Source organism: Rathayibacter sp. AY1F8 (genome assembly GCF_002932165.1).
Classification (GTDB): Bacteria; Actinomycetota; Actinomycetes; order Actinomycetales; family Microbacteriaceae; genus Rathayibacter.
In genome coordinates this window covers 84,896-106,009 of sequence record NZ_PSVB01000010.1, presented here as the reverse complement: position 1 = coordinate 106,009, position 21,114 = coordinate 84,896, and the positions used below count along the sequence as shown (strand labels likewise).

Sequence of the window (21,114 nt, the reverse complement as noted above, 5' to 3'; positions counted from 1 at the left end):
CCGGGGGAGGCGGACCGCCGTGGCGTCTCGCGGTCCGGGCCCGCCGGTAACGTGACGCCGGTGCCCCGTCTCGCCGATCACCTCTCCGCGGTGCCGCCCTCGGGCATCCGCCACCTGTTCGAGATCGCGCTGCGGCTCGACGGAGTCACCCTCCTCGCGGTGGGCGAGCCCGACGTGCCGACCGCGCCGCACATCATCGAGGCGGCCCGAGCGGCGTGGGCGGCCGACGACACCCGCTACGGGCCCAACGGCGGCGTCCCCGAGCTCCGGCGGGCCATCGTGGAGAAGCTGGCGCGAGACAACGGCATCGAGGCGGACGTCGAGCAGGTGTGGGTGACCGTCGGCGCCACGCAGGCGCTGCACCAGGCGATGACGCTCCTGCTCGGGCCCGGCGACGAGGTGCTCATCCCCGACCCGGGCTACACCGTCTTCACGACCAACGCGCGGACCATCGGCGCCGTCCCCGTGCCGTACACGCTGCGCGCCGAGAACGCCTTCCTCCCCGATCCCGAGGAGGTCGAGCGCCTGATCACCGACCGGACCCGCGTCCTGATCGTCAACAGCCCGTCCAACCCGCTCGGCGTGGTGTTCCCGAGGGAGGTCCTCGAGCGCCTGCTCGACATCGCCCGGCGCCACGACCTGTGGGTGCTCAGCGACGAGGTCTACGAGTACTTCACCTACGGGCGCCCGCACGTGAGCCTCGCGGCGATCGCGCAGGAGCGCGGGGACGACGCCGACCGCGTCCTCAGCGTCTTCTCCTTCTCGAAGACCTACGCGATGACCGGCGTCCGCGTCGGCTACCTCGTGACGCCTCCCGGCTTCACGTCGATCATGGTCACGGTGCAGGAGGCGGCGATCAGCTGCGTCGCCACTCCGGACCAGCGCGCAGCCCTCGCCGCTCTGACCGGGCCGCAGGACGCGGTGGCCGCCGCCTCCGACCACTACCTCGCCAACCTGCGGCTCGCGACGGGCGTGCTCGACGAGCGGGGGATTGCCTACCGCGAGCCCGAGGGCGCGTTCTACCTGTGGATCGACATGGCGCACGCGACCGGCGGGGACGTCGCCTCCTGGGTCGAGTCGTTCCTCCTCGAGACCCTCGTCGCCGTCGCTCCCGGCAGCGCCTTCGGCCGCACCGGCGAGGGCTGGATCCGCGTCTGCCTCGCCGCTGACCCCGCCGCGCTGGAGCACGGGCTGCGCGCCCTCCCGGCCCCGGTGCGCGGATGAGCGCCGCCGAGGTGCTGGTCCGGCGCGTCCGGGCCCAGGAGTACGACGAGGTCTCGCGCCTGCGGCTCGCCGCCTACGCCCACGACTACGAGCTGGGGGAGGAGTACGCCGCCGACGTCGCCGCGGTCGCCCGGCACGACGTCGAGGGCGAGGTCTGGGTCGCCGTCGAGGGCGACGGGCGGATCCTCGCCACGGTCACCACCGCGCGCCCGGGCGCGAACCTCTACGAGCTCGGCCGCCCCGGCGAGCTGGACTGGCGGCTGCTCGCCGTCGCCCCGGAGGCACGCGGGCGGGGTCTCGGGCGGCTGCTCACGGAGTTCGTCGTGATGCTCGCCGCTGAGCGGGGCCTCCAGCGGGTCGTGATGAACAGCGGCACGCTGATGACCACCGCGCACGCCCTCTACGAGAGCATGGGCTTCGTCCGCCTCGGCGAGCGGGAGAACCCGCCCGGCGTCGAGCCCACCCGCACCTACGGACTCGATCTGTAGCCGCCGGTCCCGGCCTCCGCCGCCGGGCATGGGACACTGGTCCCACGATGTCTCCACGTGCACACTCCGGGCTCGAGCCCGCCGCGACCGATCCGGCGTCCATCCGCAACTTCTGCATCATCGCCCACATCGACCACGGCAAGTCCACCCTCGCCGACCGGATGCTCGGCATCACGGGTGTCGTCGAGGACCGGGCGATGCGCGCGCAGTACCTCGACCGCATGGACATCGAGCGCGAGCGCGGCATCACGATCAAGTCGCAGGCCGTGCGGATGCCGTGGGAGCGCGACGGGCGCACGTTCGCCCTGAACATGATCGACACTCCGGGTCACGTCGACTTCTCCTACGAGGTCAGCCGCTCGCTGGCGGCCTGCGAGGGCGCGATCCTCCTGGTCGACGCGGCGCAGGGCATCGAGGCGCAGACGCTCGCGAACCTCTACCTCGCGCTCGAGAACGACCTCACGATCATCCCTGTCCTGAACAAGATCGACCTGCCGGCCGCGGATCCCGAGAAGTACGCGAAGGAGCTCGCGAGCCTCATCGGCGGCGACCCGGACGACGTCCTCCGCGTCTCCGGCAAGACCGGCATGGGCGTCGAGGCGCTGCTCGACCGCGTCACCGAGCTCATCCCGCCGCCCGTCGGCGACCCCTCCGCCCCTGCGCGCGCCATGATCTTCGACTCCGTGTACGACGCCTACCGCGGGGTCGTCACCTACGTCCGGATGATCGACGGCAAGCTCTCGCCGCGCGAGAAGATCCAGATGATGTCGACCCGCGCCACGCACGAGATCCTCGAGATCGGCGTGTCGAGCCCCGAGCCCGTCGCGACACAGGGTCTCGCGGTCGGCGAGGTGGGCTACCTGATCACCGGTGTGAAGGACGTGCGCCAGTCGAAGGTCGGCGACACCGTCACCACGGCGTCCAAGCCCGCGACGCAGGCGCTGCCCGGCTACACCGAGCCGCTCCCGATGGTGTTCTCGGGCCTGTACCCGATCGACGGCAGCGACTACCCGGACCTGCGCGAGGCCCTCGACAAGCTCAAGCTCTCGGACGCGGCGCTCGTCTACGAGCCCGAGACGTCGGTGGCGCTCGGCTTCGGCTTCCGCTGCGGCTTCCTCGGCCTCCTGCACCTCGAGATCATCACCGAGCGCCTGCAGCGCGAGTTCGGTCTCGACCTCATCACCACGGCGCCCTCGGTCATCTACGAGGTCTCGACGGAGGACAAGAAGACCGTCATCGTCACGAACCCGAGCGAGTTCCCCGTCGGGAAGATCGCCGCCGTCACGGAGCCGATCGTCAAGGCCGCGATCCTCGCGCCGAAGGACTACGTCGGCACGATCATGGAGCTCTGCCAGAGCCGCCGCGGGACCCTGATCGGCATGGAGTACCTGGGCGAGGACCGGGTCGAGATCCGCTACCACATGCCCCTCGGCGAGATCGTCTTCGACTTCTTCGACAACCTCAAGTCAAAGACCGCCGGCTACGCCTCGCTCGACTACGAGCCCGCCGGCTCGCAGGAGGCCGACCTCGTGAAGGTCGACATCCTGCTGCAGGGCGAGCAGGTCGACGCGTTCAGCGCGATCGTGCACCGGGAGAAGGCCTACGCCTACGGCGTGCTGATGACGGGGCGCCTGCGCAAGCTGATCCCGCGTCAGCAGTTCGAGGTGCCGATCCAGGCCGCCATCGGCGCCCGGATCATCGCCCGCGAGTCGATCAGCGCGATGCGCAAGGACGTCCTCGCCAAGTGCTACGGCGGCGACATCACCCGCAAGCGCAAGCTCCTCGAGAAGCAGAAGGAGGGCAAGAAGCGGATGAAGATGGTCGGCCGCGTCGAGGTCCCCCAGGAGGCGTTCATCGCCGCGCTCTCGGGCGACGTCGAGACCAAGGACAAGAAGTAGGACTCCTCCAGCGGAGGCGCACCCCCCGAGAGGGGACCTGCGGTGAGGGGCCATTGCGGCGCCGATCACTTCCCAGGTAGCTTTCGAGCGCTGGACGCGGCTGCGGATCGAGGACGATCCGCTCGGGGGCTGGAGCGTCGACGGTCGGCCCTCTCATCACGATCAAGGGGGAAGCCCGTGGACTCTGCACGCACGAGGAAGCACTGGATCAGATCGGGGGCGGCGCTGCTGGGCGTCGCAGCGGTGACGGCGGGATCGCTCGTCGCCGCCGCACCCGCATCAGCCGCGAGCCGTGAGGTGCAGGCGTCGCCCGCGCCCTTCGTCTGGAAGGACATCGACCAGTTCGGCGTCGCGAAGGGCCTGTCCGTCTCCTCCGACGCGGAGACCATCACCGTCGAGCTCCCGGCCGCGAGCGCGTCCGCCGGGTTCACGGAGTGGTCGCACCCGGGGTACGAGACCGTGGACTGGCGCCTCAGCACCAGCGATGCCGACTTCGTGTCGGGCTCCTCGGCTGTAGACGCCGCCGCCAACACCATCGAGATCCCGCTCGAGCGCACGGTGGGCTCGTTCGAGCAGCCCGCGGTGAGGCTCGACCTCACCGCGGAGGCGCCGCAGGCGGACGACGCCTACGTCCCCCCGGCGCTCGAGTCCACGACGGGCTTCGACCTCAGCGTCACCGCCGGCCTGACCGTCGCTCCGGCGAGCGGCGAGGACGCGGCCGTGGTCGACCTGTCCGCGACCACTCCGAGCTCGACCCGCCACGACGGCGTCTTCTGGGCCGGCGGCGGCAGCCTGACCGACGCGGGCGCCGGCGACGTCGTCGTCGTCGAGACGGGCGTGCCCGGCTTCTTCGGCACCTCCGTCCGGGCCACCGTCGGAACGGACGGCACCCCGGCGCTCACCGCCCCCGCTAAGGTCCTCGACGACGGCTCGTCGGTCGCGGTGAAGCCGAACCAGGACTTCTACGACCGGTACCAGAACTTCGGCGACACTTCGCTCACGGGCGCTCCCTCCATCCGCGTCACGGGAGCCGGCCGCGGTGTCGAGCAGCCGGCGGGCTCCGCCTTCGTCGTCCGGGTGCCCCTCAGGGTCGTCGCGTCGACGACTCCGCCGACCACCGGGCCGACCCCTGGCAACGGTCCGACGGTGACCCGCCTCGCGGGCACCGATCGCCAGGGCACCGCCGTCGAGATCTCGAAGGCGACCTTCGCCACCCCCGGCGTGCCCGTCGTCTACATCGCCACCGGCGCGAACTTCCCCGACGCGCTCAGCGCCGGTCCCGCCGCCGCGAAGCAGGGCGGCCCGCTCCTCCTGGTCGACCGCGACTCGGTGAGCCAGGTCGTGCGCGACGAGCTCACCCGTCTCAAGCCCCAGCGGATCGTCGTCGTCGGCTCCGACCTCAGCGTCAGCGACGCCCTCGCGACCGACCTCGGCCAGTACGCGAACGGGAGGGTCTTCCGCCTCGGAGGCACCGACCGCTACGACACGTCGCGGAAGATCATCGAGAGCGCCTTCGAAGGCACCTCGCCGAAGGGGGCCTGGCTCGCGACCGGCGAGAAGTTCCCCGACGCGCTCAGCGCCACCGCTGCCGCGGGCAAGAACTCGGCCCCCGTCGTCCTCGTGAACGGCGGCCTCCCGGCGGCCGACCCGACCACTGTCGGGATCCTGACGCGGCTCCGGCCGCCGGTGCTCACCATCGCGGGATCCGAGCTGTCGGTCAGCGCCGGCATCCAGAACTCCCTCACGGTGCCGGCCGGACCGCTCGTCACCCGCTTCGGCGGGGTCGACCGCTACGACACCTCGGAGCAGCTCAACCGGGCGGCCTTCCCCCGCGGGTCGGAGACCGTGTTCCTGGCCACCGGAGAGAACTTCCCCGACGCCCTGGCCGGAGCCGCGGCCGCCGGGCGCACGGGGAGCCCCCTCTTCGCCGTGCCCCCGACCTGCGTGCCGGTCAAGGTGCTGCAGGACATCAAGGCCGGCGGAGCGACGAGCGTCGTCCTCCTCGGCGGCACCGGCACCCTGTCGGACGCCGTCGCGAAGCTGACTCCCTGCAGCTGACCCGACCCGCACCACGACGAGGGCCCTCCTCCCGCTCCGGCGAGGGAGGGCCCTCGGTCGTTCCCGGCTCGGGGCGCCGACGGTCGGATACGCTGGGTCGGATGGACAGCACCACCCGGCGCGCGGACTCGACGCGCGCCGCGCTCGAGGAGTCCGGGAAGAAGGTCGGGACGTGAGCATCCGCCGCTCCAACTTCGAGGGCCAGCCGCAGGTCACCTACGCGGCCGTCGGCGGCACTCTGGCACCCGACCTGCTCGAGTATCCGCCGGACGGCTTCACGGCCGAGCGCTTCGAGGCCCGTCTCGGCTCGGGCGACGAGCGCTTCGCCATCACCACCGCCTCCCTGATGACCTGGGGCGTGCAGCGCGGCAGCGGCATCGAGGTGACCGATATCACCAGCGGCAGCGGCGTGCAGTACACCGGCGTCAACTTCGACGCCGCGGGCACCCCGATCGACCTCGTCAGCCGGCCGACGGAGGAGCACTTCGCTCCCGACGGCACCCCCTACATCACCGCCGGCGTGACCGCCGTGCTCCGCGTGACCCTGCTCGGCCGCGTCGTCGACGCCCCGGTCCGCGTGGTCTACGTCGTCGACGAGCCCGACCAGGTCGGCTTCGCCTACGGCACCCTCGAGGGCCACCCCGAGAGCGGCGAGGAGTCCTTCGTCGTCGAGAAGCGCGCGGACGACTCCGTCTGGCTCGTCATCCGGGTCTTCTCGCGTCCCTCCACCCGCCTCTACCGCCTGGGCGCGCCGGTGCTGCGCGCCGTGCAGAAGCGCCAGGTCGCCAAGTACCTGCGCGCGCTGCTGCCGGCGCGCGTCAGCTGACGTGGGGAGCGCCCTCCCGATCGCCGATCCTGCTCCGCTCGACGGCGGACTGCCCGCATCCGTCGTCGACGGCGTGGAGCAGCGCGACCTCGGCCTCTACGTGCACGTGCCGTTCTGCCGGGTCCGCTGCGGGTACTGCGACTTCAACACCTACACGGCGACCGAGCTCCGCGGGGCGAAGCAGCAGGACTACGCCGACGAGGCGATCACCGAGATGGCTCTCGGTGCCGAGGTGCTCGAGCGCGCGGGCCTGCCCCGGCGCCCCGCCCGCACGGTCTTCTTCGGCGGCGGGACGCCCACCCTCCTGCCCGCCGGCGACCTGGTGCGGATGCTGGACGGCCTCCGCACCCACTTCGGGGTCGCGCCCGACGCCGAGATCACCACCGAGGCGAACCCGGACTCCGTCGACGCCGCCTACCTCCGCGCGCTGGCCGAGGCGGGCTTCACCCGCGTCAGCTTCGGGATGCAGTCGGCCGTGCCGCACGTCCTCGCCACGCTCGAGCGCACCCACGACCCGGAGCGGGTCCCGCTCGTGGTCGAGTGGGCGCGGGAGGCCGGCCTGCAGGTCAGCCTCGACCTCATCTACGGCACGCCGGGGGAGTCCCTCGCGGACTGGGAGCGGTCGCTCGACTCCGCGCTCGCCAACCGGCCGGACCACCTCTCGGCCTACGCCCTGATCGTGGAGGACGGCACGAAGCTCGCCCGTCAGATCCGCCGCGGCGAGGTCGCGACCCCGGACGACGACCTCACGGCCGACATGTACGAACTCGCCGACGCGCGCCTGGCCGCTGCCGGGTACTCCTGGTACGAGGTCAGCAACTGGGCGCGCGACGCAGCCCACCGCTCCCGGCACAACCTCTCGTACTGGCTCGGCCACGACTGGTGGGGCGTCGGTCCCGGCGCGCACAGCCACGTCGGAGGCGTGCGCTGGTGGAACGTGAAGCACCCGGCGGCCTACGCCGACCGGCTGAGCACCGGGGTCTCGCCCGCTGCCGGGCGGGAGACGCTCGACGCGGGCACGCGGCGGGTGGAGGACGTGCTGCTGCGCTCGCGCCTGGCGGACGGGCTGCCCATCGACGCGATCGACGCCGATCGGCGCAGCGAGGTGGCGGGGCTCATCGCCGACGGCCTCGTCGACGGCCGGGCGGCGCTCGGCGGCCGGATCGTGCTGACCCTGCGCGGCCGTCTGCTGGCCGACGCGGTCGTGCGCCGCCTCACCGACGGCTGAGGCCGGATCCCGGGGCGGGCGACGCACGGCCGCCCCGGTGCCGCGGCTACTTGAAGAACGGGATGCTGAGCGGGTACGTGTAGTACTCGCCCGCGCTGGCGCGCACCGAGGCGATGATCGCGAAGACGATCACCAGGATCGGCACGACCAGGAACACGATGAAGCCGACGAGGACGAAGGACAGGATCGTCCCGGCGACGTAGGCGATCAGCGTCGTCAGATGGAAGTTGAGGGCCGTCTTGGCGTGCGCCTCGAGGAACGGTCCGCGCCCCTTGAAGACCAGGAAGACGATCAGCGAGGGCAGGAAGCTGAAGAAGATGCCGGTCACGTGCGTGACGATCGCCCAGGTCTTCTCGTCCGCCGGGTTCAGCGGCGGAGCCGGGGTCCCGTAAACGGGGGGCGGGGGAGGGGTGGCCGACATGATGGTCTCCGTTCCGGCGGCGGCGACGGGCGTCCCCCGTGCGCTCGGCGTCCATCGTGGCATGCGGCGACTCCCTCCGCACCGGGCCGCGCGGGACCTCCTCCTCGGGGATGACGGGGCTCCTCCCCGCGGCCCTGCAGGAGTGCACCCCGGCCGATCCCCGCGCAACCCCGCCGGGCGGTCCGCCTCCCGGTTATGATTGGCACTCAGAGTTGCGGAGTGCCAGGCTCCGCGCGGCGTCAGCGCCGCAGACGGTCGTGCCCGCGGGCACTCGGAGTCCGGCGGGAGGTCGGTCGTATGGTCACGGAGCGCGGTCTCCAGGTCCTGCGCGTGATCGTGCAGGACTACGTGGCGAACCGGGAGCCGGTGGGCTCCAAGTCGATCGTCGAGCGCCACGCGTTCGGCGTCTCGGCCGCCACCATCCGCAACGAGATGGCCCAGCTGGAGGAGGAGGAGCTGATCGCGGCTCCGCACACCTCGTCCGGCCGCGTGCCGACCGACAAGGGCTACCGCCTCTTCGTCGACCAGCTCGCCGACCTGCGCCCGCTGACCTCCGCGCAGCGCCAGGCGATCGAGACGTTCCTCGGGCAGAGCCCGGACCTCGACGAGGTGCTGGTCAAGACCGTCCGCCTGCTCTCGCAGCTCACCAACAGCGTCGCGCTCGTGCAGTACCCGTCGTTCGGAGCCGCGCGGCTGCGCCACGTGGAGCTCGTCGCCCTCGCTCCCCGCCGCCTCCTGTCGGTGCTGATCACCGACACCGGCAGGGTCGACCAGCGCGTGCTCGAGACCCCGGAGGACGTGGACGACGCGCTCCTCGGCGAGATCCGCGCGAAGCTCAACACGGCCGTGCTGGGCCTCGGGCTCCAGCAGGCGGCCGAGACGCTCGGCTCCGTCGCGGAGCGCTTCAGCCCCGAGCGGCGCCACGTGCTGACGCCGATCGTGCAGACCCTGCTCGAGCAGGTCGGCGCCAACCGGCAGGACCGCCTGGTCATGGCCGGCGCCGCGAACCTCGTCCGCACCGAGGAGGACTTCTCGGGCAGCATCTATCCCGTGCTCGAGGCGATAGAGGAGCAGGTGGAGCTGCTGCGCCTCTTCGCCGAGATGACGCCGGACCCCCGGGGCATCTCAGTGCGCATCGGCCGCGAGAACGCGCCGTTCGGGCTGCAGGAGACCTCGGTGCTCACGAGCGGGTACAACACCGCGGGCGGCCAGGTCTCGCGCCTGGGCGTGCTCGGCCCGATCCGGATGGACTACTCCGGCAACATCACCGCGGTGCGCGCCGTCGCCCGCTACCTCTCCCGCCTCCTCGGCGAGGAGTAGGCCCGACCTCCCGGCCCCCGCCGGATCCCCCCGGTGCGCCGTGCCCGGCCCACCGACCCACGAACGAAGGACGAAGCCACCTGTGGCCGATCACTACGAAGTGCTGGGCGTCGACCGCGACGCCTCCGCCGACGAGATCAAGAAGGCGTACCGCCGACTCGCCCGCGAGCTGCACCCCGACGTCAACCCGAGCGCGGACGCCTCCGAGCGCTTCAAGCTCGTCACGCACGCCTACGACGTCCTGAGCGACGCCCAGCAGCGGGCGCAGTACGACCGCGGGCCCCAGGAGGGCTTCGGCGGCGGCGGCCAGGGCTTCGGCGGGTTCGGCGACATCTTCGAGACCTTCTTCGGGCAGGGCGCGCAGGGCTCGTCCCGCGGGCCGCGCTCCCGCCGCGAGCGCGGCCAGGACGCCCTGCTGCGCGTGGAGGTCTCGCTCGACGAGGTCATCTTCGGCACCCACCGCGACCTCGAGGTCGACACGGCGGTGCTCTGCGAGACGTGCCAGGGCTCGTGCTGCCAGCCCGGCACCTCGCCGGTGACCTGCGACATCTGCCACGGCTCCGGCCAGATCCAGCGCACGGTCCGCTCGCTCCTGGGCAACGTGATGACGGCGAGCCCCTGCGGCACCTGCCGCGGCTACGGCACCGTCATCGCGACCCCCTGCTCCACCTGCCAGGGCCAGGGACGCGTCCGCGCCCGCCGCACCATCCCCGTCGACGTCCCCGCGGGAGTCGACACGGGCCTGCGCCTGCAGATGCCCGGCAGCGGCGAGGTCGGCCCGGCCGGCGGCCCCAACGGCGACCTGTACCTCGAGATCAAGGTCAAGCACCACGACGTCTTCAGCCGCAACGGCGACGACCTTCTCTGCACCCTCGAGGTGCAGATGACGGACGCGATCCTCGGCTCCACGGCGTCGCTCAAGGCGCTCGACGGGGACATCGAGATCGAGATCAAGCCGGGCACGCAGAGCACCGAGATCGTCACGATCAAGGGACGCGGAGTCACGCGCCTGCGGGGCAGCGGACGCGGCGACCTCCGCATCGGCATCCAGGTCGTCACCCCGACGAAGCTGGGCCACCGCGAGCGGGAGCTGGTCCAGGAGCTCGCGAAGCACTACAAGCCGCAGAAGCCCGCGCTGACCCACTTCCAGCAGGGCCTGTTCTCCAAGCTCCGCGACCGCTTCCTGGGCTGAGCCCGTGGCGCACCACTACATCGACGAGTCGCTGGACTCCGGCGGCTTCGTCGTCGGGGGCCGGCTCGCGCTCACCGGCGCGGAGGCACGGCACGCCGCGACCGTCAGCCGGATCCGCGCGGGCGAGAGCGTCCGGGTCGGTGACGGGCGCGGACTCGTCGCGACCGCGGTCGTCGAGAGCGCGGAGCCGGCGCGAGTGGTGCTCGTCGTGGAGTCGATGCAGGAGTCCCCGGTTCCGTCCCCGCGCCTTGTCCTCGTCCAGGCCCTCGCGAAGGGCGACCGCGACGAGCTCGCCGTGCAGGCGGCGACCGAGCTCGGGGTGGACGAGGTCGTCCCGTGGCAGGCCGCGCGGTCGATCTCGCGGTGGTCGGGCCCGAAGGAGGAGAAGGGGCGCGAGCGCTGGCGGGCCATCGTGCGCGAGGCGAGCAAGCAGTCGCTGCGCCCCCGGGTGCCCGAGGTCGCGCCGCTCGAGCAGGTGCGCGGTCTCGTCGCGCGCGCCGCGACGTCCCGCGTGCTGGTCCTCGAGCCCTCGGCGCAGGCGCGGCTCTCCCAGGTGGTCCCGGACGGACGCGACCTGGTGCTCGTCGTCGGGCCCGAGGGCGGCATCGCTCCGGAGGAGCTGCGGCTGCTCGCGGAGGCGGGCGCCGAGGCCGTCGCGCTCGGCGACTCCGTCCTGCGCACCTCGACCGCAGGTCCCGCTGCCATCGCCGTCCTCTCGGCCCGCCTGGGCCGCTGGTGACGCTCCTCCACAGCCGCCTCGGGGCGCCGGAGCAGGGTGCCGTGGGCGAACGCGGCGCCCGTCGCGCACGGGCCCCGTTTAAGATGAGTGCATGAGCGAACCCACCGTCTTCACGCGCATCGTCCAGGGCGAGATCCCGGCCGATGTGGTGTTCGAGAACGAGCGCATCCTCGCGATCACCGACATCGAGCCGAAGGCGCCCGTCCACCTCCTCGTCTTCCCGAAGACCCAGGAGCACGCCACGGTCGCCGCCCTCGCCGCCGCCGATCCCGCCCTGCTCGCCGAGATGGTGCAGGTCGCCCAGTCGCTCGCCGACGCCCACAGCAACGGTCAGTTCCGCCTCGTCTTCAACTCCGGCGAAGAGGCGGGCCAGACCGTGTTCCACGTGCACGCCCACGTCCTGGGCGGCCACCAGACGGAAGGCTCCCTTGCCACCGGTTGAGAACACGGGCGCGAGCCCCGACGAGCGTCCCGCCCCCGGCGCGGACGCGTCCGAGACGACGCGGCGCGTCGTCGCCGTCGACGGAGTCGCGATGGTGCGCCTCCTCGGACCCCAGGACCGCCTCATCCGAGCGGTCGAAGGACGATTCCCCGATGTCCGGGTGCACGTGCGCGGCAACGAGGTGACGCTCGACGGCGAGCGCGAGCCCGTCGCCGCGGCGACGCGCCTGGTGGAAGAACTGGTGCGCATGACCGCGAGCGGGCACGATCTCGACCCGGAGGGCGTGCGCGAGTCCGCCCGCATCCTGCAGAACGGCGGGCCGGTGAGCCCGGCCGAGGCGTTCGGCCAGGCCATCCTCACGGCACGCGGACGGAGCGTGAGGCCCAAGACGCTCGGGCAGCGCGAGTACGTCGACGCGGTCGATCAGAACACCATCGTCTTCGGCATCGGCCCGGCCGGAACCGGCAAGACCTACCTGGCGATGGCGAAGGCCGTGCAGTCGCTGCAGCGCAAGGAGGTCGAGCGGATCATCCTGACCCGCCCGGCGGTCGAGGCGGGGGAGCGGCTGGGCTACCTGCCCGGCTCGCTCACCGACAAGATCGACCCGTACTTGCGCCCGCTCTACGACGCGCTGAACGAGATGATGGACCCCGAGATCGTCCCGAAGCTGCTCGCGGCCGGCACGATCGAGGTCGCGCCGCTCGCCTACATGCGCGGGCGCACGCTCAACAACTCGTTCGTCGTGCTCGACGAGGCGCAGAACACGACGCCCGAGCAGATGAAGATGTTCCTCACCCGCCTCGGCTTCGGCTCCAAGATGGTCGTCACCGGCGACATCACCCAGGTCGACCTGCCGACCGGCGCGAGCGGACTCCGCCTCGTGACGCGCGTGCTCGACGGCATCGACGACATCCACTTCTCGCGCCTGACCAGCGAGGACGTGGTGCGCCACAGCCTGGTCGGCCGCATCGTGGACGCGTACACCGAGTACGACCAGCAGAAGCAGGCGCAGCACTTCGAGCGCGAGCAGGCCCGGGAGTTCGCGAACCGCGCCGAGCGCCGCGGCCAGGCCGCCCGCCCGCCCGGCGACCGCCAGCCTCCGCGCGGCTGAGCCCGCCCGCCCCTCCCGAACCGAAGGAAGACCCGCCCCCGTGAGCATCGAGATCAACAACGAGTCGAGCGTCCCCGTCGACGAGGCCGCCCTGCTGCGCCTCGCCGGCTACGCGCTCGACTCGCTCCACGTGCACCCCGACGCCGAGCTCGCGATCGTGCTGGTCGACGAGGGCGCGATGGAGCAGCTGCACGTGCAGTGGATGGACGAGCCGGGACCGACCGACGTGCTCAGCTTCCCGATGGACGAGCTGCGTCCCGGGACCGAGGACGAGCAGACCCCCGCGGGGCTCCTCGGCGACATCGTGCTCTGCCCGCAGGTCGCGCAGTCCCAGGCCGAGTCGGCCGGCCACTCCGTGCTCGACGAGCTGCAGCTGCTGACCGCCCACGGGCTCCTTCACCTGCTCGGCTTCGATCACGCCGAGCCGGAGGAGGAGCGCGAGATGTTCGGCATCCAGCGCGACATCCTGGTCGGCTTCCACATCAGCGAGCGACGCCGCTAGAGCGCGCCGTGCCCACTCTCCAGCTCCTCATCGCCGCCCTCGCGCTCGTCGCCGTCGGCGGCTGGTTCGCCGCGACCGACGCCGCACTCGGCGTCCTCTCGCGCAGCGACCTGCTCGACATGGCCCAGCACTCCCGCAGCGCCCGCGCTCTCCGCGCGATCGCGGGCGACATGAGCGCCCACGTCAACGTCGTCAACTTCTCGCGGATCGCGGCCGAGACGACGGCCGCGGTGTTCGTCACCACGGTGCTGGTCGTCGAGGTCCCGCAGCTCTGGCTCGCGCTCCTGCTGGCGGTCCTGATCATGGCGGCGGTCTCGTTCGTCCTGGTCGGCTCCAGCCCCCGCAGCGTCGGGCGCGCGAACGCCCGCGCGGTCCTGTCCACCAGCGCCTCGCTCGTGCACGTGCTCCGGCTCGCGCTGGGCCCGGTCGCGCACGGGCTCGTGGCCCTCGGCAACCGGGTGACGCCGGGGACCGGGCGCTCGGCGGGGTTCTCCTCCGAGGAGCAGCTGCTCAGCATGGTCGACGAGGCGACCGAGCAGGACGTGCTCGAGCAGGACGACCGCGAGCTGATCCACTCGATCTTCGAATTCAACGACACCTTCGTCCGCGAGGTGATGGTGCCCCGCACCGACATGGTGACGATCGAGGCGACCTCCTCCGTCGGCGCCGGCATGGGGCTCCTGCTGAGCCGCGGCATCTCCCGGCTCCCCGTCATCGGCGACGGCGTCGACGACGTCCTCGGCGTGCTCTACCTGCGCGACGTGGCCCGGCACACCTACGAGCGGCCGGACGACGACGACACGGTCGCCGATCTCGCGCGCCCCGCGCTGTTCGTGCCCGAGTCGAAGAAGGCCGACGAGCTGCTCCGCCAGATGCAGCTCGAGTCCAACCACCTCGCGATGGTGGTCGACGAGTACGGCGGCATCGCGGGCCTGGTGACGCTCGAGGACCTGATCGAGGAGCTCGTCGGCGACATCTCCGACGAGTACGACCGCGAGGTCGACCTCTTCGAGGAGACGGCGCCAGGGGTCTACCGCGTCTCGGCGCGCCTGCCGGTGGACGAGCTCGGCGAGCTGTTCGAGCTCGACCTCGAGGACGACGACGTCGACTCGGTCGGCGGACTGCTGACCAAGGCCTACGGGCGCCTCCCCGAGCGCGGCGCGACGGCGCGGATCGGCGGAGTGCTGCTCGAGGCCGAGCAGGCGGACCCGCGCCGTGGGACCATCTCCACGGTGATCGTCCGCCGCGATCCCGATCTGGACACCGCCGGCGAGCCCGGCACCGGCCCCGTCGCGATCATCGCGGACGGCGGCACCACCACCCCCAGCCCGAGCACGGCTCCCACCCGCGGAGCCACGGGCGATCAGCACGAGGACGCACGATGACAGACACCACTCCCGCCGCCGCTCCCTACCGGGCGGGCTTCGTGTCCTTCGTCGGCCGCCCGAACGTGGGCAAGTCGACGCTCACGAACGCCCTCGTCGGCGAGAAGATCGCCATCACGAGCTCGAAGCCCCAGACCACGCGGCGCGCTATCCGCGGCGTGGTGCACCGCACCGACGGCCAGCTGATCGTCGTCGACACCCCCGGCATCCACCGGCCGCGCACGCTCCTCGGAGAGCGGCTGAACTCGCTCGTCACCTCGACCCTCGGCGACGTCGACGTCATCGGGATGCTGTTCCCCGCGGACGAGCCGATCGGCCCGGGAGACCGCTTCATCAACGAGCAGCTCGACTCCTTCCCGCGCGCCCGGAAGGTCGCTATCGTCTCGAAGGTCGACCTCTCCTCGAAGAAGTCCGTGGCGAAGCAGCTGCTCGCCGTCTCGGAGCTGCGCGAGTGGGACACGATCGTGCCGATCTCGGCCGTGACCGAGGAGCAGCTGGACGTCCTGGCCGTCGAGCTCCTGCGCCTGATGCCGGTCTCGCCCGCCCTCTACCCGGAGGAGGCGGTGACCGACGAGGACCTGTCCTCGCGGATCGCCGAGTTCATCCGCGAGGCCGCCCTCGAGGGCGTCTCGGACGAGCTGCCGCACTCCCTCGCCGTGACGCTCGACGACATGGTCGAGCGCGAGGACGGCTCGCTGATCGACATCTACGCCAACGTCTTCGTGGAGCGCGACAGCCAGAAGGGCATCATCATCGGCAAGGGCGGCCAGCGTCTGCGCGAGGTGGGAGCCGTCTCCCGCGAGCAGATCGAGCGCCTGCTGGGCCGTCGCGTGTTCCTCTCCATCCGGGTGAAGGTCGCCAAGGAGTGGCAGCGCGACCCGAAGCTGCTGGGGCGCCTGGGCTTCTGACGCCGGAGGACGACCGCGGTCACCCTCCAGGACGACGCCCCCGGGCGCGCGGACCCGTAGCGTGGTCCTCATGCGCGCCCTCCTCGACCGACCGGCGGCCCTGCCGATCGCCGGGGCGCTGCTCGCCGCCCTCCACCTGCTGCTCGGGCTCACCGGGGTCACTCCGACCGAGCGGATCGCCGGCGGCCTCGTGCTCGCGCTGGCCCTCGCGGTCGCGGGATTCCTGCCCGCGCTCGCCCCCTCGCTCGTCGCGGTCGGCGCGCTCGCCGACGGAGGCGTCCTGCTCGGCGGCGTCCCCGTCGACGGGGTGCTCGTCGGCCTGGTCGTCCTCTGGCAGACGACCCGCCGGGTGGGCCCCTGGACCCGTGCCCTGGCGCTCGCGGGCGGCCTGATCCTCGCCGGGATCGGCGGCGTCACCGTCGCGCTCGGCCTCTCCGGCCCGCTCGATCCGTCCGGGCTCCCGGCGCGCGTGGAGTTCGTGGTCCTCGCCCTGGTCGCCCTCGCGGTCGCCTCCGTGCTCGGTGCGGCGAAGGTCCTCGTGTATCTCAACGCGCTGCGGGCGCCGGTCCTCGCGGGCGATCGGATCGACGCGCTGCTGAACCGGGTCGCCGGTCCGCAGGACCCCTTCGCGGTGGGGGTCGCCGGTGGTCAGGCGCTGGTGCTCCTCCTCGTCGCCGGCCTCCCGTTCGCCGGGGTGGACGGCGCGATGCAGCTGCTGGTCGCGGGCGTGCTCGCGGTCGCGCTGGTGCTGCACCGGCGGTCCCCGGTCCTCGCCCTCTCGATCGCCTGGGCCGGCGCCGCCCTGCAGATGAGCGCGAGCCTCGCTCCCGGACCCGCGGATCTGGCCATCCTGGCCGTCCTCTTCGGCGCCGGCGCGTCGGAGTCGCGGCGGGTGCGGATCGCGGGCGCGGTGTCGGCCGTCCTCGGCGCCGTGGTCGCCGTCGTCTACCTCGTCCTCGTCTTCGACCTCGTCGCGAGCGCCTACGACGGCCTGCTGTCGGCCGGAGCCACCTTCGGCGGGATCCTCGCGACGCTCGGCCTCTCCTGGACCATCGGACTGCTCTCGCGCTCGGTCCGCCGGGCGCGGGAGGGCCAGACCCTGCGCGCGCAGGCCGAGCAGGAGCGCGCGCGGGCGCAGCGCGAGCTCGACACCGTGGAGGAGCGCAACCGGATCGCCCGCGACATGCACGACGTCGTCGCCCACTCCCTCGCCGTCGTGATCGCGCAGGCCGACGGCGCGCGCTACCTCGGCGCCACCAGCCCCGAGCAGACCGACGCCGCGCTGCTGACCATCTCCTCCGTCGCCCGGGACGCCCTCGGCGACGTGCGCGTGCTCCTCGCCCAGCTGCGGCACTCGCAGAGCGACGGCCCGCAGCCCGGCGCCCGCGACCTGCCGGCCCTCCTCGACAGCGTGGGCGGAGCCGGAGCCCCCGTCCGCGCCGACCTCGCCGTCGACCTGGAGGCGGTGCCGCGCGCCGTCGGTCTGGCCCTGTACCGCATCGCCCAGGAGGCGACCACGAACGCTCTCCGCCACGGCCGCCCGGGCTCGCCGCTCGACATCGCCCTGCGCCAGGACGGCGGCGAGCTCGCCCTGACCGTGCGCAACGCCCGGTGCGCCGACGTCGAGCGCGACTCCCTGCCGGGCGAGGGCCACGGCCTGGTCGGCATGCGCGAGCGCGCCGCGCTCGTCGGGGGAGTGCTCGCCGCCGGCCCGGTCGGGGACGACTTCGTCGTCGACGCGCGCCTGCCCTCCTCCCCGTCCCTCGCCCGCACCGCCCCACCCCTCGCCTCCGGAGGCAGCCCCGCATGACCGACACCATCCGCCTCGTCCTCGTCGACGACCAGGCCCTCTTCCGCGCCGGCATCCGCATGCTGCTCGGCTCGCAGCCCGATCTCGAGGTGGTCGGCGAGGCCTCGGACGGGGCGGAGGGCGCGGAGCTGGTCGCGCGGCTGGCCCCCGACGTCGTGCTGATGGACATCCGGATGCCGGGCGTCGACGGGATCGAGTCGACCCGGCGGATCCTCGCGGACGCGCAGGAGCGGCGGGTCCAGCCTCCGCGCATCCTCGTGCTGACGACCTTCGACCTCGACGAGGCGGCCGCGCGCGCCATCCGGGCGGGCGCGAGCGGCTTCCTCCTGAAGGACACGGAGCCCGGCTTCCTCCTCGCCTCCGTCCGCACCGTGCACGCGGGGACCGCCGTGGTCGCCGCCTCCGCGACCCGCGAGCTCTTCGAGCACTTCGGGGCGGCGGGCAGCGGACGCGAGACCCCGCCCGCCTTCGCGACCCTCACCGACCGCGAGCGCGAGATCTTCCACCTGGCCGCGCGGGGGATGAGCAACACCGAGATCGCGCGGGCCGAGTTCCTGAGCGAGGCGACGGTGAAGACGCACATCAGCCGCACCCTCGGCAAGCTCGGCCTGCGCGACCGCGTGCAGCTGGTGGTCTACGCCTACGAGAACGGCCTGGTCTCCTAGCGCGGGACGCCGGGGTGACGCGCCGCGGGGGCGGTGCTACCCTGACCGGGTGCGCTTCGGACAGCTCCTCCTTCTCCGCCGCGACGAGATCTGATCCTCAGGCCATCCTCGTCGCGGAGTCCGTCGTCGGCTGAACCATCCCTCGCCCGCGAGGTCGATCCGCATCCGGATCCCCGGGAGACCGCCCGACCGGCACCGCCCACCAGCGGAGCCGCACGCGAGCGGGATCGGTCACGAGCGAGAACAGACACGTGCGCACCACTGCGCCGGGAGAGCACCTCATGCTGAACAACCAGAAGCCGTCGCCCATGCCGATCGGCAAGTACCGTCCCTTCCACGAGCTGATCGCCGTGGACCTGCCCGACCGCACCTGGCCGTCGAAGCGCATCACGACCGCGCCCCGCTGGTGCGCCGTGGACCTCCGCGACGGCAACCAGGCGCTCATCGACCCGATGAGCCCCGAGCGCAAGCGCATCATGTTCGATCTGCTGGTCCGGATGGGCTACAAGGAGATCGAGGTCGGATTCCCGAGCGCGAGCCAGACCGACTTCGACTTCGTGCGCAGCCTCATCGAGGAGGGCGCGATCCCCGAGGACGTCACCATCCAGGTGCTGACCCAGGCCCGCGACCACCTGATCGAGCGCACCTACGAGTCGATCCGCGGCGCGCGCCAGGCGATCGTGCACCTCTACAACTCCACGAGCGTGCTGCAGCGCGAGGTCGTGTTCCGCAAGGACCGTCAGGGCATCATCGACATCGCGCTGGCCGGCGCCCGCAAGTGCCGCGAGATGGAGTCGACCGTCCCCGGCACGGCCGTCTACTACGAGTACTCGCCCGAGAGCTACACCGGCACCGAGCTCGACTTCGCCCGCGAGATCTGCGACCGGGTCGTCGAGGTCTTCGAGCCGACTCCCGAGCGCAAGGTCATCCTGAACCTGCCCGCCACCGTCGAGATGGCCACCCCGAACGTCTACGCCGACTCGATCGAGTGGATGAGCCGCAACCTCGCGCAGCGCGAGAACATCGTGCTGTCGCTGCACCCCCACAACGACCGCGGCACGGCCGTGGCGGCGGCCGAGCTGGGCTACCTGGCCGGTGCCGACCGGATCGAGGGCTGCCTCTTCGGCAACGGCGAGCGCACCGGCAACGTCGATCTGGTCGCGTTGGGCGTGAACCTCTTCACCCAGGGGATCGACCCGCAGATCGACTTCAGCGACATGGACGGCATCAAGCGCACCGCCGAGTACTGCAACCAGCTGCCCGTGCCCGAGCGCAGCCCCTGGGCGGGCGACCTGGTCTTCACCGCCTTCAGCGGCTCGCACCAGGACGCCATCAAGAAGGGCTTCGAGGCGATGCAGGCCGAGGCCGAGCGGACCGGCCGCAGCGTCGACGAGCTCACCTGGGCCGTGCCCTACCTGCCGGTGGACCCGAAGGACCTGGGCCGCTCCTACGAGGCGGTCATCCGCGTCAACTCGCAGTCCGGCAAGGGCGGAGTCGCGTACCTGCTGAAGACGGACCACGCGCTCGACCTGCCGCGCCGGCTGCAGATCGAGTTCTCGGGCGTCGTGCAGGCCAAGACCGACGCCGAGGGCGGCGAGGTCACGAGCGAGCAGATCTGGACGGTGTTCCAGGACGAGTACCTGCCCGCGCCCGCCGAGCGCGCCGACGAGAAGTGGGGCCGCTTCGAGCTGCTGCGCACGAACACGTCGAGCGATCTGGGCGGCAGCATCGCGCTGGACGCGGTCCTCCGGGTGGGCGACGAGCGCGTCTCGGCCAGCTCGCGGGGCAACGGCCCGATCAACGCCTTCGAGGCCGTGCTGGAGCAGCAGGGCGTCGAGGTCCGGGTCCTCGACTACGTCGAGCACGCGCTCAGCGCCGGCGGCGACGCGCTGGCCGCCTCGTACGTCGAGTGCACGGTGAACGGCCGCACCCTGTGGGGCGTGGGCGTGGACGCCGACATCTCGACCGCCTCCCTCAAGGCCATCGTCTCTGCCGTCAACCGCGCCCTGCGCGAGGAGGTCCCGGTCCGCGAGCTGGCCGGCGCCTCCGCCTGATCGCACCCGATCCCCGCCGGGGGAGCCGTGATGCGTCGCGGCTCCCCCGGCGTTCCCGTGCGCGGACCGCGCGGGACTCCGCTCCCTGCGTCCGGGTCGGCCGCCGCTAGGTCCGGCGGCGCCAGCGCAGGCGCGGCACCCCGTTGAGCGCGCGCTGCTCGGGCAGGCTCCAGCCGTAGCGGACCGCGAGCAGGCGGATGACCGTGGTCACGCCCACCGCGAGCGGCGCGGCGAAGTCGATCGTCACTCCGAAGCGCAGCGCGAGGACCAGGACGCCCGTGCCCACCGAGGCGGCGACCGCGTAGAGCGAGCCGACGTGCATCAGCGCGATCGGCCGGTTCAGCAGGATGTCGCGGACGACGGATCCGCCGACGGCCGAGACGGTGCCGACGAACACGGCCGGCACCTCCGGCACGCCGAGCGACAGGGCCTTCGTGGTGCCGATCGCGCCGAAGAGCCCGAGGGTCAGCGCGTCGAGGGCGGTGATCGTCCCGTCGACCCGGTTCAGCAGGTGCTGGAGCAGCATCCCGAGCAGTGAGGCGGTCACCGCGACGATCAGGTACGCGTCGGTGTGCAGGGCCACCAGGGGCGTCTGGAGCAGCAGATCGCGGAGCACGCCGCCGCCGAGGCCGGTGGCCGTGCCGATGATCGTGACGCCGAGCAGGTCGATCCGGCGGTCGCGGAACTCGCCCGCGAACATCGCGCCCTGGAGGCAGCCGATGGCGATCGCGAGCAGGTCGGCCCAGGCCGGGATCTCGAAGAGGGAGGCTGCCACCCGGACATCGTTCCACGGCGCGGGCCCTGCTCCGGCCGGGCTGCCAGCCGGGTGTCGGGGGTCGGGGG

The 21,114-nt window shown here is 72.4% G+C and carries 19 protein-coding genes; 17 read left to right on the top strand and 2 right to left on the bottom strand.

The genetic code is table 11. From position 1 onward, the window contains the following. Positions 1-60 precede the first annotated feature (60 nt). From C5C35_RS09595 to hemW, 6 genes are all read left to right on the top strand, one after another. Positions 61-1,224 (top strand): pyridoxal phosphate-dependent aminotransferase, encoded by a 1,164-nt coding sequence (locus C5C35_RS09595; RefSeq protein WP_104248213.1) that lies wholly within the window; start codon positions 61-63, stop codon positions 1,222-1,224. Continuing rightward, the gene (locus C5C35_RS09590; protein ID WP_104223126.1) at positions 1,221-1,712 is read left to right on the top strand and encodes a GNAT family N-acetyltransferase; all 492 of its coding nucleotides are present in this window, start codon (positions 1,221-1,223) and stop codon (positions 1,710-1,712) included. Before C5C35_RS09595 ends, C5C35_RS09590 begins: the two co-directional genes overlap by 4 nt. Positions 1,713-1,759: 47 nt before the next feature. After that, a complete protein-coding gene (gene lepA / locus C5C35_RS09585; RefSeq protein ID WP_104263014.1) occupies positions 1,760-3,610 on the top strand; it encodes a translation elongation factor 4 in 1,851 nt (616 codons plus the stop codon). A 177-nt stretch (positions 3,611-3,787) separates the two neighbouring features. Further along, positions 3,788-5,668 carry a cell wall-binding repeat-containing protein gene (locus tag C5C35_RS09580; protein ID WP_146084580.1) on the top strand — a complete coding sequence of 627 codons (1,881 nt, stop codon included), beginning with the start codon at positions 3,788-3,790 and terminating at the stop codon, positions 5,666-5,668. A gap of 172 nt (positions 5,669-5,840) precedes the next feature. Further along, positions 5,841-6,494, top strand: coding sequence for a DUF1990 family protein (locus tag C5C35_RS09575; protein WP_258066342.1), 654 nt, complete (start codon positions 5,841-5,843; stop codon positions 6,492-6,494). Position 6,495: 1 nt separating this feature from the next. Beyond that, the gene (hemW, locus tag C5C35_RS09570; protein ID WP_104263012.1) at positions 6,496-7,722 is read left to right on the top strand and encodes a radical SAM family heme chaperone HemW; all 1,227 of its coding nucleotides are present in this window, start codon (positions 6,496-6,498) and stop codon (positions 7,720-7,722) included. A gap of 46 nt (positions 7,723-7,768) precedes the next feature. Here the strand turns inward: hemW and C5C35_RS09565 are convergent, their stop codons facing one another. Beyond that, positions 7,769-8,206 (bottom strand): DUF4870 domain-containing protein, encoded by a 438-nt coding sequence (locus C5C35_RS09565; protein ID WP_244229439.1) that lies wholly within the window; start codon positions 8,204-8,206, stop codon positions 7,769-7,771. A 234-nt stretch (positions 8,207-8,440) separates the two neighbouring features. Between C5C35_RS09565 and hrcA the strand changes: the two genes are divergently transcribed. From hrcA to leuA, 11 genes are all read left to right on the top strand, one after another. After that, positions 8,441-9,463, top strand: a complete 1,023-nt coding sequence (gene hrcA / locus C5C35_RS09560) for a heat-inducible transcriptional repressor HrcA (protein WP_104223131.1) — start codon at positions 8,441-8,443, stop codon at positions 9,461-9,463. 82 nt (positions 9,464-9,545) lie between these two features. Then, positions 9,546-10,655, top strand: a complete 1,110-nt coding sequence (gene dnaJ / locus C5C35_RS09555) for a molecular chaperone DnaJ (RefSeq protein ID WP_104225203.1) — start codon at positions 9,546-9,548, stop codon at positions 10,653-10,655. A 4-nt stretch (positions 10,656-10,659) separates the two neighbouring features. Further along, positions 10,660-11,394: a 16S rRNA (uracil(1498)-N(3))-methyltransferase gene (locus C5C35_RS09550; RefSeq protein ID WP_104248360.1), complete on the top strand. Its 735-nt coding sequence runs from the start codon at positions 10,660-10,662 to the stop codon at positions 11,392-11,394. A 91-nt stretch (positions 11,395-11,485) separates the two neighbouring features. After that, complete coding sequence (locus C5C35_RS09545; RefSeq protein ID WP_104225201.1) at positions 11,486-11,836, top strand: HIT domain-containing protein; 351 nt, start codon at positions 11,486-11,488, stop codon at positions 11,834-11,836. A gap of 91 nt (positions 11,837-11,927) precedes the next feature. Further along, a complete protein-coding gene (locus tag C5C35_RS09540) occupies positions 11,928-12,947 on the top strand; it encodes a PhoH family protein (protein ID WP_104225204.1) in 1,020 nt (339 codons plus the stop codon). Positions 12,948-12,987: 40 nt separating this feature from the next. Continuing rightward, positions 12,988-13,449, top strand: a complete 462-nt coding sequence (gene ybeY / locus C5C35_RS09535; RefSeq protein WP_104223424.1) for an rRNA maturation RNase YbeY — start codon at positions 12,988-12,990, stop codon at positions 13,447-13,449. Positions 13,450-13,457: 8 nt separating this feature from the next. Next, positions 13,458-14,834 carry a hemolysin family protein gene (locus C5C35_RS09530; protein WP_104223425.1) on the top strand — a complete coding sequence of 459 codons (1,377 nt, stop codon included), beginning with the start codon at positions 13,458-13,460 and terminating at the stop codon, positions 14,832-14,834. After that, on the top strand, positions 14,831-15,742 hold the full coding sequence (era, locus tag C5C35_RS09525; protein ID WP_104223426.1) for a GTPase Era: 912 nt from the start codon (positions 14,831-14,833) through the stop codon (positions 15,740-15,742). Before C5C35_RS09530 ends, era begins: the two co-directional genes overlap by 4 nt. A 70-nt stretch (positions 15,743-15,812) precedes the next feature. Beyond that, complete coding sequence (locus C5C35_RS09520) at positions 15,813-17,552, top strand: sensor histidine kinase (protein WP_146082404.1); 1,740 nt, start codon at positions 15,813-15,815, stop codon at positions 17,550-17,552. Beyond that, complete coding sequence (locus C5C35_RS09515; RefSeq protein ID WP_104226697.1) at positions 17,549-18,217, top strand: response regulator transcription factor; 669 nt, start codon at positions 17,549-17,551, stop codon at positions 18,215-18,217. Before C5C35_RS09520 ends, C5C35_RS09515 begins: the two co-directional genes overlap by 4 nt. Before the next feature lie 281 nt (positions 18,218-18,498). Next, positions 18,499-20,271 carry a 2-isopropylmalate synthase gene (gene leuA, locus C5C35_RS09510; RefSeq protein ID WP_104238221.1) on the top strand — a complete coding sequence of 591 codons (1,773 nt, stop codon included), beginning with the start codon at positions 18,499-18,501 and terminating at the stop codon, positions 20,269-20,271. Between the two features lie 106 nt (positions 20,272-20,377). On the opposite strand, the gene C5C35_RS09505 is transcribed toward leuA, so the two are convergent. Next, a complete protein-coding gene (locus tag C5C35_RS09505; protein ID WP_104263010.1) occupies positions 20,378-21,046 on the bottom strand; it encodes a trimeric intracellular cation channel family protein in 669 nt (222 codons plus the stop codon). Between the last annotated feature and the right edge of the window lie 68 nt (positions 21,047-21,114).

What these genes read in the sequence shown, in the direction of transcription:
- C5C35_RS09590 (WP_104223126.1), top strand. Translation starts at nt 1,221, where the DNA reads ATGAGCGCCGCCGAGGTGCTGGTCCGGCGCGTCCGGGCCCAGGAGTAC.
- lepA (WP_104263014.1), top strand. Translation starts at nt 1,760, where the DNA reads ATGTCTCCACGTGCACACTCCGGGCTCGAGCCCGCCGCGACCGATCCG.
- C5C35_RS09565 (WP_244229439.1), bottom strand. Translation starts at nt 8,206, where the DNA reads ATGCCACGATGGACGCCGAGCGCACGGGGGACGCCCGTCGCCGCCGCC.
- hrcA (WP_104223131.1), top strand. Translation starts at nt 8,441, where the DNA reads ATGGTCACGGAGCGCGGTCTCCAGGTCCTGCGCGTGATCGTGCAGGAC.
- C5C35_RS09545 (WP_104225201.1), top strand. Translation starts at nt 11,486, where the DNA reads ATGAGCGAACCCACCGTCTTCACGCGCATCGTCCAGGGCGAGATCCCG.
- C5C35_RS09540 (WP_104225204.1), top strand. Translation starts at nt 11,928, where the DNA reads ATGGTGCGCCTCCTCGGACCCCAGGACCGCCTCATCCGAGCGGTCGAA.
- era (WP_104223426.1), top strand. Translation starts at nt 14,831, where the DNA reads ATGACAGACACCACTCCCGCCGCCGCTCCCTACCGGGCGGGCTTCGTG.
- C5C35_RS09520 (WP_146082404.1), top strand. Translation starts at nt 15,813, where the DNA reads ATGCGCGCCCTCCTCGACCGACCGGCGGCCCTGCCGATCGCCGGGGCG.
- C5C35_RS09515 (WP_104226697.1), top strand. Translation starts at nt 17,549, where the DNA reads ATGACCGACACCATCCGCCTCGTCCTCGTCGACGACCAGGCCCTCTTC.
- leuA (WP_104238221.1), top strand. Translation starts at nt 18,499, where the DNA reads ATGCTGAACAACCAGAAGCCGTCGCCCATGCCGATCGGCAAGTACCGT.